Origin of the sequence: Sphingobacterium haloxyli (assembly GCF_002980525.1) — a bacterium.
Classification (GTDB): Bacteria; Bacteroidota; Bacteroidia; order Sphingobacteriales; family Sphingobacteriaceae; genus Sphingobacterium; species Sphingobacterium haloxyli.
Genome location: NZ_PVBQ01000001.1, coordinates 287574 through 305555, shown reverse-complemented (window position 1 = coordinate 305555; position 17982 = coordinate 287574). Strand labels below are relative to the sequence as shown.

Genomic DNA, 17982 nt, shown 5'->3' with positions numbered 1-17982 from the left:
AATGTTTTCCGGTGTGTTTCACATTTCGAAAACAAGGGGAGTAAAATTATAAACACGTTTAATTATGGTAACATCAACAAAAAGATGGCTTTTGTATGCGACATGCGCTATGGCATGGAGCGTTGCTATCCCTGTACTCAGTATGGCTAACGGAGTCATAGAGCAAACACAAGATTTTATTAATGTCAGGGGGCAGGTACTGTCTTCCTCGGGGGGCGCGATCGCGGGAGCAACCGTTCAGTATGGAGGTGCAGAAACATCGGCTGGTCAGGACGGACGATTCAACGTTCGTTTGACGGCGCCAGGGAATGTTGTGTTTTCGGCTATTGGACACACGCCCAAGACGGTGTCCGTAACGGCAGATACGGAATTGACGGTGGTGCTAGAGGAGGATGGAGCGACGTTAGATGAAGTCGTCGTCGTCGGCTATGGTGTGCAACGCCGATCCCACGTCTCTGGTGCGCTTGCGACCGTCGACGGAAAAACGCTTACAGAGCGGCCTGTACCTAATGCTGCCAATATGCTACAGGGTAGGATCCCAGGTTTACAGGTAACCCAGCCTTCAGGGGAACCAGGTCGGGATAATCCCAATTTATTGATACGCGGACGGGGATCGTTTGGGGGAAGTACAGCCCCGTTGGTTTTAATCGATGGTGTCGCTGGATCCCTAAATACGCTATCGCCCGACGATATTGAAAATATTACGGTACTAAAAGATGCATCGTCAGCAGCGATCTATGGATCGAGAGCCGCAAATGGTGTCATCCTGGTCACCACCAAAACCGGAAAAAAAGGAGCGACTTCGGTGAGTTATCGCGTGAATGTAGCACGACATACCCCCACGGCATTGCCAGACTTTATTACCAATTCGGCGGAATACATGGAAATGTATAATGCAGCTGCCGCACGTTCGGGCATAGAGTTCAAGTTTGATCCAGTACAGATAGATGCATACCGAAATGCGACAGATAGGGGGCAATATCCAAACTTTGACGCCGTAGATCATTATATTAATCCGTCCACAACACATAATCATAATTTATCCATAAATGGCGGGGGCGAAAAGAATTCGTTTAATCTTTCTTTGGGCTATCTTGACCAGAAAGCGATGATTAAAGGGTATGACTTTAAACGCTACAATGCCCTGTTGAATTATACGAATGAACTTTCGGACTACGTTAAAGTTGGAACCATCGTAAACGCCACGTATCGTGACAGACGGGAGCCTCCATTCACGGGAGAAAATATGGCACTGGCTATTTATGCTTCAGGACCCCTATACGGCCCTTTTTTACCAGACGGCAGTGGTCGGGTAGTTTCCAGAGCATATGAACGTGAAGGTAGAAACCGTAACCCACAAGAATATTACGCGATGGGCAATCAGCTTACAAGAGATTATAACGTGAATGCTCAAGCCTTTATCGATGTAACACCTTTTAAAGACTTGGTATGGACAACAAAATTTGCGCTAAATTATGAAGACCAGTTTTACAAGATGCACCAAGTTCCCTATGATGCGTTCCTGCTGCAGGAACGCGACCCGCAGACAGGAGACTACAGACGGTCAACTTTTGGTCCCGATATATTAGGCGTGACCGATCAATATACAAAAACATTGACTCCCACCATTTATTCGGTTTTAAATTACAATACGACATTTGGGAGTGACCACAATTTTTCAGCCTTAGCGGGCTATGAGCAGATTTCGTATCGAACGCAGAGCTTGAGGGGACGGAGGACTTCGGGCGTTTATCCTGACTTAGATGATTTGACAGGCTATCTGCCGTCTGGTGAGACCTTATACTTTAACCACCCGCGCTTGCCGGGCGTGATTACACCATCCGAGTGGGCCCTGCAGTCTGTTTTTGGACGCGTAGGTTACAATTACAATGAAAAGTATTTTTTCGAATCTAATTTACGCTATGATGGGACTTCCAAAGTGTCACCTGGATATCGCTGGGGTGTTTTTCCGTCTTTCTCGGGTGCATGGATGGCTTCTCGCGAAGACTTTGTCCAAGAAGCTTTGCCGTGGGTGTCACAGTTGAAACTGCGGGCTTCGTATGGAATTCTTGGGAATCAAGATATCGGAGCTTACGCTTATCACAATAACCTCACGCTAAGGGATATTTATTATTCGTTCGATAATGAACAACTAAGTTCTGGTGCTGTAGTTAACGTATTTAATGACGAAAGCCTAAAGTGGGAATCGACAAATGTATTTAACGTCGGGTTTGATTTTGCAACAAAAAACCGCTTATTGGAGATAAACTTTGATTGGTTTAACAAAACTGCTTATGATATTTTGGCTCGACAACCAGTACCAGCAAGTCTTGGGTTAGAGAGCCCCGTAACCAATGACGGAAAAATGCGAAACAGAGGCGTCGAACTTGCGTTAGCGCATCATAATCGTATCGGAGACGTATCCTATAGTGTGAACGGTATGATCTCGACGGCACGTAATGAATTGTTGCATATTCGTGTGCCCAATTATGGAACCCGTATTCGTGAGGTTGGTCACGCGTATGATGCACATTACCTGTATGTATGGGATGGTATCTTTCAAGAAGAAGATGTTTTGCCCGGCGCCAACGTTCCAGCACACGAGCTAAACCCTAATCCGCAAGCGGGGGATCTGAAGATGAAAGATATTAACGGTGATGGGGTAGTCGATGCCAATGATCGTGTCGTGGTAGGTGGCGCTTATCCGAACTACATGTATTCATTTGGGCTAAATGTAGGTTATAAAAGCTTTAACCTGAGCGCATTTTTTCAGGGTGTTGATGGGTTAAAAAATAGAGTAGAGAATTGGGGTATTGATCCGTTTATGCAAGGAACATCGCCGACGACCGAATGGCGGAATGCGTGGACGCCTGAGAATAGAAGCAACGAATTACCCGCGGTTTATGTAGCTGGATATAATGGTGTGGCAGCTTATAAGGGTTCTACCTATTATTTACGCGATGCCTCTTATCTGCGGTTAAAAAATCTGATGCTGTCTTATGACGTACCATCGAACTGGCTGGAATCTGCAAAATTGAAAGGTGCACAGATTTATGTTTCGGCAGATAATGTCTTTACCATCACCGACTATAAGGGTGCGGATCCCGAACGTTCCTCTACTTCAGGTAATTTTGCCCAATATCCACAGGCTCGGATTTTTAATATCGGGGCTAACATCAGGTTTTAGTAAAAAAGTACTTACTCAAATGAATTTAACCATGAAAGGTTTTAAAATATTAATATTAGCAATGGTCGCTTCCATTATGATGTTCGGAGGAAGCTGTAATAAGGATTTTTTGGATAAGAATCCTAAAAATAGTGTCTCAAATGAGGTTTTTTGGACGAGCCAAAAAGATGTAGAAACGGCATTGGCGGGAGTGTATTATCGTTTGCAGGAAAATTTTCTGGGCTATGAGCGAGTGTATCTTGATGCCCTCACGGACAACGCTTTCGCAGATCCTGGCAACAACACACAGTCGAATCTAAATGTCATGACTACCGGTGGTATTTCACCGGGACTGGGTGGTGCGTTGCCTAATATATATAGCACGCCTTACAAATTAATCTCTAGTGCCAATTATTTCCTCGATAATGTGGATAGAGCACTGCTCTCAGAACAGATTGTCAATGTGTATAAAGCGGAGGCGCGGTTTTTACGTGCGTTAGCATATTTTGATTTGGTACAGTCTTTTGGTGGTGTAGTCGTGTACCGTAATTTTCTAACGAAGTTGGAGGACATACGCATTCAAAAATCTACAGAGGAAGAAGTCTATGCATTTATTCATGAAGATTTGGATTTTGCGATAGCACATTTACCAACAGGGCTTTATAAAGGACATGCAGTTAAAGCGAGTGCGCAAGGCATCAAAGCACGGGTGTATATGACACAACAAAATTGGCAAGCGGCGCGTACCCTACTGGAAGAAATTATTGCTGATAATACATTTTCATTGGCGGACAGCTATGAAGATCTGTTCACGACAGATGGCCAGGCGAAAGCTTCCGTAAGCCGGGAGATTATGTTTGCTACACAATACTTGGCACCGAATAGTGTACACCGCCTCCGTCCGGGGGCAGGTGGATTGGATATCGAACTGGGTTGGTTTGCGCTGATGCAACCCTACAAGAACTTAGTTGACGCATATGAAATGAAAGACGGTAAGCTCCCCGAGGAATCTGCATATTATGATGCCGAAAACCCCTACCGAAATAGAGATCCGCGACTTTATGCTACTGTCAAGTTACCGGGTGATGAGTGGGTAAACCCGGTTACTGGGGAAACCGGTGAGATTTACAATACGTATACCGGATTTCATACAAAAAAATGGGTAGATTTGCGTCGTTTACCGTTCGTAAACGAGACGGCCCGTCAGTCAGATCAAGACTATATCCATCTTCGTTATGCCGATATTATATTGATGTATGCTGAGGCTGTTAATGAGCTGGACGGACCTTTGGATGCGGTGTATAACCAACTTAATCGAGTTCGGGGGCGAAGCGGCGTAGACCTGCCTGAGGTGGATAGAGCAAAATATAATTCGAAAGATAAGTTACGCGATTATATCCGACATGAACGACGCATAGAATTTGCGTTGGAGGGACACCGATATAACGATTTAAAGCGTTGGAAAATAGCACATATGTTGTTGCCAACATTGAAAAATCCGTCTGGTGTGTCGTACGTGTTTAAAGAACACAATTATCGATTGCCGTTCAGCATTACAGAATTGGATAATAATCCACAACTAGAGCAAAATGAGGGATACAGATAGTATCCCGTTGTAATACGAGAAAAAAACAATAATTTTAATACATGATGAAAGAGAAAATCCAACTGAAAGGGATTACATGGGGGCATACGAGAGGATTTGTGCCGATGGTTGCTACTGCGCAACGTTTTGAAGAGTTACACCCAGAAGTCGAAATCGTTTGGAAGAAGCGTACATTACAAGAGTTTGCGGATAAGTCGGTTACGGATTTAGCGAAGGAATACGACCTGATGGTCATTGACCATCCATGGACCGGACATGCTGCCGCAAAAGGTATGCTCGCGGCTTTTGATGATTTTTTGCCAGCGGATTTCTTGGCAGACCAGCGAGATAATAGTGTAGGGCAATCGTATGCCAGCTATAATTTTGAGGGAAAACAATGGGCGCTTCCCACAGATGCGGCAACGCCGGTGGCGGCAAGTCGCCCTGACCTTTTACAACAGATGGGCCTAGCACTTCCGCGTACCTTTGACGACCTTCTCGCGCTTGCGAAAAAGGGCCGTGTTGGATTTTCATTATTACCGATTGATGTATTAATGAGTTTCTATGGCTTCTGTTGTTCTATGGGAGAAGCTCCTTGCCAATACGACGAGCGGGTCGTCAGCGAAGAAACGGGCAGCATGGTTTTGAAACTTTTCAAATCCCTATCCGACCATCTTGATACCCGTTTTTATACAAAGAACCCATTCAAGGTGTTTGAAGATATGACGCAGCAGGACGAGATCGCTTATTGCCCTTTTGCTTACGGGTACTCCAATTATTCCAGGCAAGGATATGCCCGGAAGCTTTTGCATTTTCACGATTTAGTTTCGTTAAATGAACAGGATGGACCAATGGTCAGCACGTTGGGCGGAGCCGGGTTAGCCGTGTCTTCGCAAGGAAAGCACATAGACGTAGCGATGGCGTACGCGCAGTTCGTCGCGTCGCCAGAGATACAGGAGACAGTTTACGTAGAAAACGGTGGACAACCTGGTCACTTGCGTGCTTGGGAAAGTGAACGGGTAAATGCGGCCACGGCTGATTACTTCACCAATACGTTGCCTACACTGCAGCGCGCTTACCTGCGTCCCCGTTATGACGGACACCTGCATTTTCAAGATCATGCAGGCGATGTCGTGGTGAATTATTTAAAGCATGGAGGCAGTGAAAAGATCGTTTTGGATGAATTAAATCGCATGTATCGAGAATCATTAGTAGAGGAAAGGACACATGGATAAGAAACCGTTAGAGGGATTGTTGGTACTGGAGTTTTCCCAGTTTATGGCAGGCCCCACAGCTGGTTTGCGTTTAGCGGATTTGGGCGCGCGTGTCGTGAAAATTGAGCGCCCTGGCATGGGCGAGGGAGGACGCCAGATCGCTATTAAAAATATTTTTGTTGACGATAGTAGTCTGGTCTTCCATACGATTAACCGGAATAAGGAGTCGTATGCTGCTAACCTAAAGGATGATAGCGATTTGGCCGCTATCAAGCGGTTGATAAAGCAGGCCGATGTCATTACGCATAATTTCCGTCCCGGCGTGATGGAAAAAATCGGATTGGATTACGAAAGTGTAAAATCGCTTAATTCAAAGATTATCTATGCGACGGTAACCGGCTACGGAAACGAAGGACCTTGGGCCAAAAAGCCTGGGCAAGACTTGTTAGTACAGTCTTTATCCGGCCTTGCCTGGCTTTCGGGAAGCGATCAAGACGGACCGGTACCGTTTGGTTTGGCTGTTGTAGATATGTATTGCGCAACGCATCTGACACAAGGCATCTTAGCCGCCTTGTTGAAGCGTTCGCGTACGAAGCAAAGTGTATTGGTGGAAGTAAGTCTTTTGGAGTCGGTACTGGATATGCAATTCGAAGTGCTGACCACGCATTTCAATGATGGTCGAAAATTACCGAAACGATCCGCCGTTCGTGGTGGTGCACATGCCTATTTAAGTGCCCCTTATGGCGTATATAAAACCTCAGACGGCTATTTGGCGTTGGCCATGGGGAACGTCCAAAAAATAGCAGAGATTGTAGGGTTACCAAGCGAACGATATCGCGATGCATCCGCTTGGTTTTCAAAGCGTGATCAAATACTACAGGAATTTAACGACGCCTTGCTTCAGAAAACAACCAACGAATGGACGGGAATTCTGGAAGCAGCCGGGATCTGGTGCGGACCAGTAAACGATTATCACCGCTTTTTTCAAGAAGAGGGTTTTCTGCGCGCAGGTATGACGCAGGAGGTTGCTTTGCAAGATGGAACGAAGTTAAAAACTACTCGTAGCGTTTATTATATCGATGGAGCGCCGTTATATGCCGATAGACCGGCACCCAAAGTAGGGCAGGATAATGAAAAAATTGTGAACGATTACTTAGTAGATTAAATATGTTACCATTAGCAGGTTATACCGTTATAGATTTTAGCCAATTTCTTTCAGGACCGTTAGCCAGTCTTCGCTTAGCCGATCTTGGGGCGCGGGTAATCAAAATAGAAAAGCCCGAGACGGGCGATATCTGCCGACAGTTGTATACTTCGGATACCGTTTTAAATGGTACGTCCACCGTCTTTCATGCGATCAACCGAAATAAGGAAAGTGTGGTGTTGGATATCAAAAAGGATGCTGATAGACAGGTGATATGGGACTTGTTGAGCAGAGCAGACGTGGTAATGCATAATTTTCGTCCGGGGGTAATGGAGCGTCTAGGCTTCGATTATGCAGCAGTTCGTGAAATCAATCCGACGGTTATTTACGGTGAGATTTCAGGTTACGGAAAAACAGGGCCTTGGGTGACGAAACCGGGACAGGATTTGCTGTTACAATCCCTTACGGGGATGACATGGCTTAATGGGAATGCCCAGAATGGACCGGTCCCGATGGGACTTTCTATTGTAGACATGTTTGCTGGATCAAATCTTTGTAGTGGAATACTAGCTTGTTTATACCGTCGTGCTGTACAAGAGATTGGCGCGCACGTACACGTAAGCATGCTTGATTCGGCTGTAGATATACAGTTCGAAACAGTAACCACCTATTTTAGAGACGGAAAGTTATTGCCGCAGCGGAGTGCAGTGAACAACGCGCATGCTTATTTGGCGGCACCCTACGGTGTGTATCGTACAGACGATGGCTTTTTGGCTTTGGCAATGGGGTCGATCCCCTTCTTGGGGAAGTTGTTGGATTGTGCCGAACTGGAATTTTTTACGGATGGCGAACAGGCGTTCCTAGAGCGAGATACCATTAAAGCCATTTTAGCGAAACACCTGGCCGCTAGGTCAACGGCGCACTGGTTGGCGATTCTCGAAGCAGCCGATATATGGTGCGCTGATGTGTTAGACTGGCGTCGCCTCACGGAGCACGATGGTTTTAAGGTATTAAATATGATGCAGGAAGTGTCCATGGGAGATGACTTCCGCTACGAAACTACACGCTGTCCTATCCGCATAGACGGGGAATTATTAACATCTACAAAAGGCTCACCGAAATTAGGAGAGCATACGAAAAAAATATTGGAGGAGTTATATGGCTAAGTTACGTTTTGCCGTTCGAAAATTTGACCCTTTTGAGCGGGCGATGGAACAATGTTGGACAGCCTATCAAACTCAGTATCCTTCGGAGATGGCGATAGAATTTGTGCCGCTGGATTTGGAAGAGTTGACGGAGGCTTTTTTTGACAATAAAGGGCTTTATAACGGTGATTGGGATATTGTGCATATTAATACTGATTGGATGACACGCGCTTATGAAACGAAGGGCTTGTTTGCGCTGGATGATTTGCTCGCCCGAAATCCACCTGAAAATGCTGTAGACGCTTGGCCGGACAGCTTGAGAAATTTGCAACTTTTTGATGGACGTACCTATGGACTCCCTTTTCACGACGGGCCAGAATGTTTGGTGGTGCGGAAAGATTTGTTCGAAGATAAAGACGAGCAGACGCGCTTTAGAGAGCGTTATGGTAAGGTCCTGGCACCACCGAAAACTTGGGACGACTTTTTGGACATTGCTGCATTTTTTACCCGACCGGATGATAATTTGTACGGCACGGTGTTTGCCGGCTACCCCGATGGACACAACGCCGTGTTTGATTTCTGCATTCAGCTTTGGTCCCGGGGAGGGGACCTATCCCAAGATGGGTGTCCAGTCCAGCTCGATCAGCCACTTGCTGTAGAGGCCTTGGATTTTTATCGGCGTTTGTTTCAAGAGCCTACGGGCTTACATCCAAAATCGACCGCCTATGAGTCCGTTCAGGCCGGTGCGGCGTTTGCCCGTGGCGAGGTGGCGATGATGGTCAATTGGTTTGGATTCGCCTCTTGGGCACAAATCGACGATGCTTCTGCTGTACAGGGAAAAGTGGATATTGCGGCAATCCCGTCATCCAAGGAGGAGTTCTCTCCCTCACTGAACGTGTACTGGTTATACGCTATCCCGGAAGGTAGCCGCCATAAAGCATTGGCTTACGATTTTATCCGTTTCGCCGTGAACAAGATAAACGATAAAAGGCTGACATTAGAAGGCGGGGTAGGGTGTCGGTATTCGACTTGGCACGACGCAGACATTAATGCCTCTATACCATTTTATAGTAAGCTTGGCGAACTGCATGAAACAGCTCGTACACTCCCCAGGTTAGCTAATTGGACGCAAATTGCCCATATTATAGATGAAGCGGTCTCGACAGCGATTAAAACGGAAGAAGATAGTTTATCGCTGCTTGCAAAGGCGCAACAAAAAATAAATGCATGGATATGATAGACATTCAATATAAAACCATATTGCCCAAAACCTCTTTGCCCATCGTTATCATTGGCGCGGGGGGCATTGTGAAAGATGCACACCTGCCGGCATACCGCAAGGCGGGCTTTAACGTACATGGCATTGTGAACCGTACGAAGTCCAAAGCAGAAATGCTGGCTCAGGAGTTTGATATCCCTCATGTGTACGATACGGTTGAGGATGCGGTGTTGAACGCGCCTGCAGAAACGATATACGATATCACCATTATGCCCAATAAGTTCATCGAAACATTGGAAGCGTTGCCTGATGGCGCTGCGGTATTGATTCAGAAGCCCATGGGGGATTATTATCCCGAAAGTAAAGCCATTTTGGAAGTTTGCCAACGTAAGGGTTTAGTCGCAGCGATCAATTGCCAGCTTAGGCAGGCACCTTTTGTGAACGCAGCGCGTTGGCTAATCGAACAGGGGCATATGGGTGAGCTTTATGATATGGAAGTGCGTGTGAACGTGCATACGCCTTGGCAGCTGTTTCCCCATGTGATGGTACATCCTCGCTTGGAGATCCTTTATCATAGTGTACATTATATTGATTTGATCCGCTCGTTTTTGGGAAACCCACAATCAGTATATGCCAAAACATTGAAACATCCGACGAAGGACTTGTCATCGAGTAGGACGACACTCTTATTTGATTATGGCGATACGTTACATGCGGTTGTGAACACGAATCATGACCACGATTTTGGCCCGAGGCATCAGGAAAGCTATATTAAATGGGAAGGAACCAAAGGCGCAATAAAGGCGACCATGGGATTGTTACAGGATTACCCACATGGCGTGCCCGATGTATTTGAATACTGTATTAAACCGGAAGATGGCCGCACGCCAGAGTGGGTTAAATACCCAATTGAAGGCACCTGGTTCCCCGATGCGTTCATCGGCAGTATGGGCAGCCTCATGCGGTATAAGCTGGGCGAGATAGATATTTTGCCTGCCGCTGTGGAGGATGTTATCGACACCATGGGCGTGGTTGAAGCAGCTTATCAGAGTAGCGAAGCCGGAGGACAACCCATCGATTACAGGAAACAAGGATAAATAACTCATAACTCATCACTCATTTCTTAAGATATGCATTTTGAATCTATTTTTTTCGAAGATTATACATTAGAAGATAAACGAACGACATTGGGTCGTACGATCACAGAAACGGATTTTGTCGTACATGCCGGACACACCGGAGATTTCTTTCCGCACCATATGGATGCCGAGTGGTGCAAGACACAGCCGTTCGGCCAGCGCATTGCTCATGGCACCATGATTTTCGCTATCGGAATCGGTCTTACGGCTTCCGTTATTAACCCGGAGGCGTTTTCCAAGGGGTACGACCGCCTACGTTTTGTGAAACCTGTCTTTATTGGCGATACAATACATGCAGAAGTAACGATTTCCGAAAAATCCGATGCCAAAAAGCCGGAATTTGGAACGGTCGTAGAGCATGTAGAGATCATCAACCAACACGGTGAAGTGGTTTTGGTAGCAGACCATATTTTACTTGCTAAACGTAAAGAAACCACTACCTAACTTATTCACTTCATGGAACTCGGTACAAAAAAAAATATAACGTTAGCCAACGGATCTAAAGGCTATCTGTTCCCTTTTATTCTGATTGTCAGTTTGTTTTTTTTATGGGGGATGGCGCATAATTTAAATGGCGTGTTGATCCCGCATTTGAAAAAAGCCTGTCAGTTGGACAATAGTCAATCTGCATTAGTAGATACTTCTATTTTTCTAGCCTATTTTATCATGGCATTGCCAGCTGGGTATCTGCTTCGACGGTGGGGATATAAATTGTCTATCATCTTAGGGTTGATTGCTTTTTCTATAGGAGCATTCTTATTTATACCTGCAGCAGACCACCGCATGTACGAGCTATTTCTGTTGGCACTGTTTATCATCGGATGTGGTCTGGCGGTGCTGGAGACTGCGGCTAATCCTTATGCCGCCATCTTGGGGAAACCGGAAGCGGCGACACATCGGCTTAACCTTGCAGCGTCATTTAATGGACTGGCGGCAATGGTTGCTCCGATCCTTGGAACGACATTTATTCTGTCCGGCAAAAGCTTTTCCGAGTCAGAACTGAACGCCATGGCTGAGGTGGAGCGGACGGCATATCTTATGGAGGAGGCATCCACCGTGAAAGCACCTTATCTGGTATTAGGACTGATTCTGTTACTTGTAGCGGTGGTGTTTATTTTTGTGAAACTGCCGGAGATTAAGGAGGAAGAAACAAATTCCGAAGAAGTAACTAAAATCGGTCTTTTCTCTGTATTGAGGCATAAACATTTGGCTTTTGCGGTCATCGCGCAATTTTTTTATGTTGGTGCGCAAGTTTGTGTGACCAGTTTTTTTATTCGTATGGCGCAACAAGGCGCAGGCGTCGATGAGAAAACTGCAGGCTATTATCTAGGTGTATACGGATTGCTCTTTATGGCGGGAAGATTCGTAGGGACATTCCTGCTGCGTTATACGACGGCGAATCGCTTGTTAGCATTGTACGCCTTCGTATGTGCCGTATTGGCTGGGGTCGCGGTTTTGGGCTCTGGTATGGTTGTGCTATATGCACTGGGAGGCTTAGGATTCTTTATGTCTATCATGTTTCCTACTATTTTTTCGCTAGGAATTGTAGGATTAGGTAAAGATACCAAGCAGGCTTCCTCTTGGTTGATAATGGCGATTGTCGGAGGAGCGATCTTTCCTTACATTACAGGAGGCATTATTGATATCGCTGGTGACAATACGCAATTTGGGTATGTTGTACCTTTCGTCTGCTACCTCATTATTCTATGGTTTGCACAAAAAGGATATAAACCTGTGCGTCTATAGCGGGGTGGGCAACATAATATAATAGCTGGAGAAAATATCATAAAGTCGCCACTTACTTTTAAAGTATGTTTGTAATTGGTGTTTTTTAACTCGAACCCTTTTAAGTTTAATGGAGTGTCTGCCTGCGATATGCAGGCAACTATAATTATGTACGGATGAAAAAAATTATTTTATTCCTGGGGTGCTTAGCGTTCGCAACCGCATCGTTTGCGCAACATGCAAGTACCTGGATTTGGTACCCAGGAGATTTTGAGGTTTGGCTCAGTAATGATATGCAAAACCGCCGAACAGAGCGGGGTACGTTCTTTCCACCCTTTTGGAAGATGGACAGTCATTATGTATTGGTTGAGTTTAATAAAGAGTTTGATTTGCCGGAGGCAGATGAGATATCGATTTATACAGAAGGAAAATACAATGTAAAAGTGAACGGCAAGATGTTGCCCGGAATGCCTTCCAAAGTAAAGTTGGAAAAAGGAAAGCAACAGATTAATATCAAAGTATACAATCAGGCCCATGTACCTGCACTGTATGTTGCTGGTAAGCATGTCCGTACGGACAAAGAATGGCTGGTGACATTTGAAGACAAGGAGTGGATTGATGAAACAGGAAAGGCATCTGACCAATCCGGGACAACTTATGTCAAAGCAGGCTATTGGAATATGGACGATCCCGCGGAAAAGCCATCTCAATTTAAACTGCCTACGCGACCCGAGCAAGCGGTGAGTAAAACTGCCCATGATAACGGTTTCTTGATAGATTTCGGCAAAAATACGTTTGGTTTCCTAACGCTGCACAAGCTCCAGGGAGAAGGAAATGTAGTCATTTATTATGGTGAATCGAAAGAGGAAGCCTTGGCGACAACGACCTGCGAAACGCTTGATATATTAGACGTAGCACTGTCGACGGCCCAAGATAGCACATTAGATCTTTCTAAAGCATTCCGGTACGTCTATATCGAACCGCAAGGAAATGTACAGTTTGATCAGGTTTCTATGCAGTACGAGTACTTGCCTGTGGAAGACAGAGGTACATTCCGGAGCTCTGACGAAGAATTGAATAAAATATGGGAAGTCGCGAAATATACAATGGAATTGACATCCCGAGAGTTTTATATTGATGGTATCAAGCGCGACCGTTGGATATGGAGCGGTGACGCTTATCAGTCATACGCGATGAATTATTATCTCGGTTTTGACTCCGAAACGGTAAAGCGCACCATCTTGGCGTTGCGTGGTAAAGAGCCCACCATCACGCATATAAATACCATTATGGACTACACGTTCTACTGGTTTCTGAGTATCTACGATTACTACCATTATACCGGTGACAAAGAATTTATTGAATCTGTATATCCGAGAATGCAAACCCTGCTGGAGTTTTGTCTAAGTAGAAGGAATCAAGATGGTTTGATGGAGGGTTTGTCTGGGGATTGGGTATTTATCGATTGGGCGGAAGGCTTGAGCAAAAAAGGAGAAGTTAGTTTTGAGCAGTTGTTGTTGTGCCGTAGTTTGGAAACGATGGCGTTGTGCGCGGATTTGCTACAAATAGAAGAAGATAAAAATTTCTATGCAAAAGAAGCCGCTGCACTCAAGGGTAAATTTTTCGACTATTATTGGAATGACCAGAAAACCGCATTTGTCCATAGCCGTGTGGACGGAAAACAGACGGAAGAGGTAACGCGCTACACGAATATGTTTGCGATCTTTTTCGACTACTTATCAGCCGAGCAACAACATGGAGTCAAAAAGAACGTTTTGTTGAACGATAATATTAAAAAGATCGTGACGCCCTACATGCGTTATTACGAATTGGAAGCGCTTTGTGCATTAGGGGAGAAAGATTATGTGATGGACGAGATAAAAAGCTATTGGGGTGGGATGCTCGACCTAGGAGCAACAACATTCTGGGAAGAATATAATCCGGAAAAAGAAGGTGCAGAGCACTACACCATGTATGGGCGAGAATTTGGTAAGAGCCTTTGTCACTCTTGGGGCGCTAGTCCGATCTATTTGTTAGGTAAATATTATTTAGGTGTAGAACCGACGTCTGCGGGATATGAAACATACACTATCGAGCCTTATTTGGCGTCACAAAAGTGGATGGAAGGGAAAGTTCCGACGCCAGGAGGAGAAATTGAACTTTTCGTGTCTAAAAATAGAATTAACGTAAAGTCTCCGATCGGAAAAGGAACGTTAACGATAACCAGTAAATCTTTGCCGCGTACAAACCATGGTAAAGTAAAGAAGGTGTCTGAAGATACCTACACACTGGAATTGGAAAAGGGAATCGACTATGAAGTGGAATATGCAGGGTAAGGAAAATATGATGGTGAAAAAATGCAGGTCTGTTTTTGGTGTGTTGTTATTGCTGTCTTCTTTGTCGGTACAGGGGCAGACAGTAGATGGGAAGCCTGCCGTCATTCCGCCGATCCCGGATGGTAAGATCGCCTCCGCATGGGAAGATCCAGCCATAACATCGATCAATCGAGAACCTGCCAGAGCCACGGCTTATTCCTATTCATCCGTAGAAGAAGCGCTTAAAAACGATCGCGAGACAAATGACCGCCTTTTATTCCTAAATGGTGAGTGGAATTTTAAGTTTGCTATAAAGCCGGCTGATGCGCCTAAGGATTTTCATTTAAAGGAAGTAACAGGCTGGGACAAGATAGAAGTACCGTCTAACTGGGAGATGAAGGGATATGATATCCCCATTTATCGTTCCGCTGTATATCCGTTTCTACCGATTGACCCGCCACGTATCCCGAAGGACTATAATGCCGTCGGTTCTTATCAGCGAACATTCGACTTGCCAGCCGATTGGGACGGTATGAATGTCACTTTGCATTTTGGTGCAGTTTCGTCAGCTTATCACCTCTGGATAAATGACCAATACGTGGGATATGCGGAAGATTCTCATTTACCCTCAGAGTTTAACGCAACACCTTATTTACAGCCTGGCAAGAACCGTATTTCGGTACAGGTCATTCGTTGGAGCGATGCATCCTACCTAGAGGATCAGGATCACTGGCGACTGAGTGGCATACATCGCGATGTGTTCTTAATGGCCGAACCAACGGTACGTCTTGCAGATTTCCATTGGCAAGCCACGCTTGACTCCGCTTATCAAGATGCTAAGTTCTCGTTGAGACCAAAGATCGACAACTTTTCAGGAGATAGCATCAACGGGTTCATTGTAAAGGCACAATTATATGACGAGCGTAATAATCCCATCCTGTCGAAAGAGATGCAACGAGATGCAGGAGAGATCTTTGATGAGATTTACCCTCGATTGGACAATGTAAAATTCGGACTGTTAGAGACTCATATCCCCAATCCAAAAAAATGGTCGGCAGAAGATCCCAACTTATATCGATTAGTTATTACTTTATATGATAAACAAGGTCAATTGTTGGAAGCGAAGAGCTGTAACGTAGGCTTTCGAAGTATCGAAATTTCCAGGGAAACGGGTGCCTTTTTAGTCAACGGCAAATTGACGAAGCTCTATGGCGTTAACCGGCATGATCACCATCCCGAACGCGGAAAAGCATTGACACGGGCGGATATGGAGGCCGATATTCGGCAGATTAAACAGTTTAACTTTAATGCGATACGCACGTCGCACTATCCAAACGACCCCTACATTTATGAGCTGTGCGATCGATATGGCATCATGGTTATGGATGAGGCAAACATGGAATCGCATGGCTTAGGTGGAAAGCTGATGAACGATCCAGCTTGGTTAGCGGCGCATATGGAACGTATTACCCGAATGGTCGAGCGTGATAAAAATCATCCGTCAGTCGTCATCTGGTCATTAGGAAATGAATCGGGTAGAGGGCCAACGACAGCAGCGATGGCGGCGTGGGTACATGATTTCGATATCACACGACCACTGCATTATGAGCCGGCGATGGGGAGTCACCAACTGCCGGGCTATATAGACCCTTCCGACCCACGTTATCCCAAATCGAATGCACATGCTTATCGGTTGCAGAACGTGCGGGACCAGTATTACGTCGATATGGTGTCAAGGTTTTATCCGGGCATTTTTACGCCAGAGTTATTGTTGAAACAGGATAACGGAGATAACCGCCCAATTCTATTTGTAGAATATTCTCATTCTATGGGAAATTCAACCGGAAACATGAAAGATTTCTGGGATGTCTTCCGGACGCATCCGCGCCTAATTGGCGGTTTTATTTGGGATTATAAAGATCAGGGACTGATACGCCAAGACTCCGTGTACGGTAAAGTCTTGGCCTATGGCGGGGATTTTGGAGAAAAGATTCATAACGGAGCCTTTAACTTAAATGGCATTGTGGATCCATGGAACCGTCCAAAGGCCGCGATGTATGACAATAAGCGGATTTATCAGGCGGCAGAGATTACCTTGTTGGAAAGAAAAACGGCACGGGTTAGGATAAAGAATCGAGCGGTGGAACGTAATCTCAATCACTATCAACCTGTCATGTTGATTAGAGAAAATGGGGAAGTGGTGCGCGAAGTCGAACTACCTTATATCGATCTGGCTGCAGGCGACTCCACAGAAATGGACTTGCTTTCCTATATTCCTGTGAAAACGAAGGCAGAAAAGGAATATCAATTGGATCTGCAGTTCCGTTTAAAGGATGACGAGCTCTGGGCGCCTAAAGGCTTTGTAATCTCCTCATCGCAGGTGCGATGGCGGGACTTGGGTAACGTGATGAAACCCTTGAAATCTGTGGGAAAACCCTTGGACGTAGCGGAGGATGATATGGGGTACCGCATTACGGGGACAACATTTGAAGCCGTTTTCGTCAAATCTTCAGGTGGATTACACCAATTGATTTACAAAGGTCAGGAAATTATTAACGGGGCGTTATTGCCGAATTTCGTGCGTCCGGCAACGGAGAACGACCGCAGAGGCTGGAAACCGGATAGAAAATTGAAATATTGGTATAACGAAGCAAAATTAGTCAACATGAACATGCGAGAAGAGGCAGATGCAGTACATATACAGTCTCGTTATATGTTGCCTGGTGATTCGGCCAACGTGACAGTCAATTATGCTGTCAAGCTGCACGGCGTCGTGTCTGTCAGTTACCAGTTGGAGATAAAAGACGGTTTGCCAAATATTCCTAAAGTAGGCTTGCAGATGGGTATCAACCCTACCTTCGAACAGATTCAGTATTATGGCCTAGGTTTTATGGAAAATTATCTCGACAGGGCTTATGGATTTGACCTAGGCGTATACACCCTGGATATTGATGAATTTATGGAGCCATATTTGGTTCCTCAGGAAAACGGTAATCGTATGGACGTGCGCTGGTTCCACCTGCAAAACAAGAAAAAGACAGGTCTTTTGGTAATAGGAGATCAACCTTTGCATATGAGTGCCTGGCCTTTCTCACAAAAAGCCATTGAGGATGGTAAGCATTGGTTCAAACTCGAAAAGGAAAGTAAAATTACATTGAACGTTGATTTGAAACAAATGGGTGTGGGCGGAAACGACAGTTGGACGGATGTCTCTGCGCCGTTGGAAAAATATCAAATTCCTGCGGACAACTATAGTTATTCGTTTCATCTGATACCCATGGACGCAAAAGCAGACGTAAAGCAATATATACAATAGAGACGGGAGATTTA

11 protein-coding genes are annotated in these 17982 nt (G+C 45.4%); all 11 read left to right on the top strand.

Annotation, left to right across the window (positions count from 1 at the left end; genetic code table 11):
• The first annotated feature begins 64 nt into the window (after positions 1-64).
• The 11 genes from C5745_RS01065 to C5745_RS01015 all read left to right on the top strand — a co-directional run bounded on the left by C5745_RS01065 (position 65) and on the right by C5745_RS01015 (position 17968).
• On the top strand, positions 65-3187 hold the full coding sequence (locus tag C5745_RS01065) for a SusC/RagA family TonB-linked outer membrane protein (RefSeq protein WP_105715090.1): 3123 nt from the start codon (positions 65-67) through the stop codon (positions 3185-3187).
• Positions 3188-3218: 31 nt separating this feature from the next.
• Positions 3219-4772: a RagB/SusD family nutrient uptake outer membrane protein gene (locus C5745_RS01060; RefSeq protein ID WP_165792982.1), complete on the top strand. Its 1554-nt coding sequence runs from the start codon at positions 3219-3221 to the stop codon at positions 4770-4772.
• Between the two features lie 41 nt (positions 4773-4813).
• Positions 4814-5986, top strand: a complete 1173-nt coding sequence (locus C5745_RS01055) for an ABC transporter substrate-binding protein (protein ID WP_243403208.1) — start codon at positions 4814-4816, stop codon at positions 5984-5986.
• Positions 5979-7130, top strand: coding sequence for a CaiB/BaiF CoA transferase family protein (locus C5745_RS01050; RefSeq protein WP_105715087.1), 1152 nt, complete (start codon positions 5979-5981; stop codon positions 7128-7130). Before C5745_RS01055 ends, C5745_RS01050 begins: the two co-directional genes overlap by 8 nt.
• Positions 7131-7132: 2 nt before the next feature.
• Positions 7133-8275 (top strand): CaiB/BaiF CoA transferase family protein, encoded by a 1143-nt coding sequence (locus C5745_RS01045; RefSeq protein ID WP_105715086.1) that lies wholly within the window; start codon positions 7133-7135, stop codon positions 8273-8275.
• Positions 8268-9491, top strand: coding sequence for an extracellular solute-binding protein (locus C5745_RS01040; RefSeq protein WP_105715085.1), 1224 nt, complete (start codon positions 8268-8270; stop codon positions 9489-9491). Before C5745_RS01045 ends, C5745_RS01040 begins: the two co-directional genes overlap by 8 nt.
• Positions 9482-10570: a Gfo/Idh/MocA family protein gene (locus C5745_RS01035; protein ID WP_243403207.1), complete on the top strand. Its 1089-nt coding sequence runs from the start codon at positions 9482-9484 to the stop codon at positions 10568-10570. Before C5745_RS01040 ends, C5745_RS01035 begins: the two co-directional genes overlap by 10 nt.
• A gap of 33 nt (positions 10571-10603) precedes the next feature.
• Positions 10604-11056 (top strand): MaoC/PaaZ C-terminal domain-containing protein, encoded by a 453-nt coding sequence (locus C5745_RS01030; protein ID WP_105715084.1) that lies wholly within the window; start codon positions 10604-10606, stop codon positions 11054-11056.
• A 12-nt stretch (positions 11057-11068) separates the two neighbouring features.
• Positions 11069-12358 carry an L-fucose:H+ symporter permease gene (gene fucP, locus C5745_RS01025; RefSeq protein WP_105715083.1) on the top strand — a complete coding sequence of 430 codons (1290 nt, stop codon included), beginning with the start codon at positions 11069-11071 and terminating at the stop codon, positions 12356-12358.
• A gap of 155 nt (positions 12359-12513) precedes the next feature.
• A complete protein-coding gene (locus tag C5745_RS01020) occupies positions 12514-14673 on the top strand; it encodes an alpha-L-rhamnosidase-related protein (protein ID WP_105715082.1) in 2160 nt (719 codons plus the stop codon).
• Complete coding sequence (locus C5745_RS01015) at positions 14651-17968, top strand: glycoside hydrolase family 2 TIM barrel-domain containing protein (RefSeq protein ID WP_243403206.1); 3318 nt, start codon at positions 14651-14653, stop codon at positions 17966-17968. The genes C5745_RS01020 and C5745_RS01015 overlap by 23 nt, the downstream gene beginning before the upstream one ends.
• Positions 17969-17982 lie beyond the last annotated feature (14 nt).

Bases quoted from the DNA above. Each gene is read 5' to 3' on its own strand.
- C5745_RS01060 (WP_165792982.1), top strand. From the start codon at position 3,219: ATGAAAGGTTTTAAAATATTAATATTAGCAATGGTCGCTTCCATTATG.
- C5745_RS01040 (WP_105715085.1), top strand. From the start codon at position 8,268: ATGGCTAAGTTACGTTTTGCCGTTCGAAAATTTGACCCTTTTGAGCGG.
- C5745_RS01020 (WP_105715082.1), top strand. From the start codon at position 12,514: ATGAAAAAAATTATTTTATTCCTGGGGTGCTTAGCGTTCGCAACCGCA.
- C5745_RS01035 (WP_243403207.1), top strand. From the start codon at position 9,482: ATGGATATGATAGACATTCAATATAAAACCATATTGCCCAAAACCTCT.
- C5745_RS01030 (WP_105715084.1), top strand. From the start codon at position 10,604: ATGCATTTTGAATCTATTTTTTTCGAAGATTATACATTAGAAGATAAA.
- C5745_RS01015 (WP_243403206.1), top strand. From the start codon at position 14,651: ATGAAGTGGAATATGCAGGGTAAGGAAAATATGATGGTGAAAAAATGC.
- C5745_RS01050 (WP_105715087.1), top strand. From the start codon at position 5,979: ATGGATAAGAAACCGTTAGAGGGATTGTTGGTACTGGAGTTTTCCCAG.
- C5745_RS01045 (WP_105715086.1), top strand. From the start codon at position 7,133: ATGTTACCATTAGCAGGTTATACCGTTATAGATTTTAGCCAATTTCTT.
- C5745_RS01065 (WP_105715090.1), top strand. From the start codon at position 65: ATGGTAACATCAACAAAAAGATGGCTTTTGTATGCGACATGCGCTATG.
- fucP (WP_105715083.1), top strand. From the start codon at position 11,069: ATGGAACTCGGTACAAAAAAAAATATAACGTTAGCCAACGGATCTAAA.
- C5745_RS01055 (WP_243403208.1), top strand. From the start codon at position 4,814: ATGATGAAAGAGAAAATCCAACTGAAAGGGATTACATGGGGGCATACG.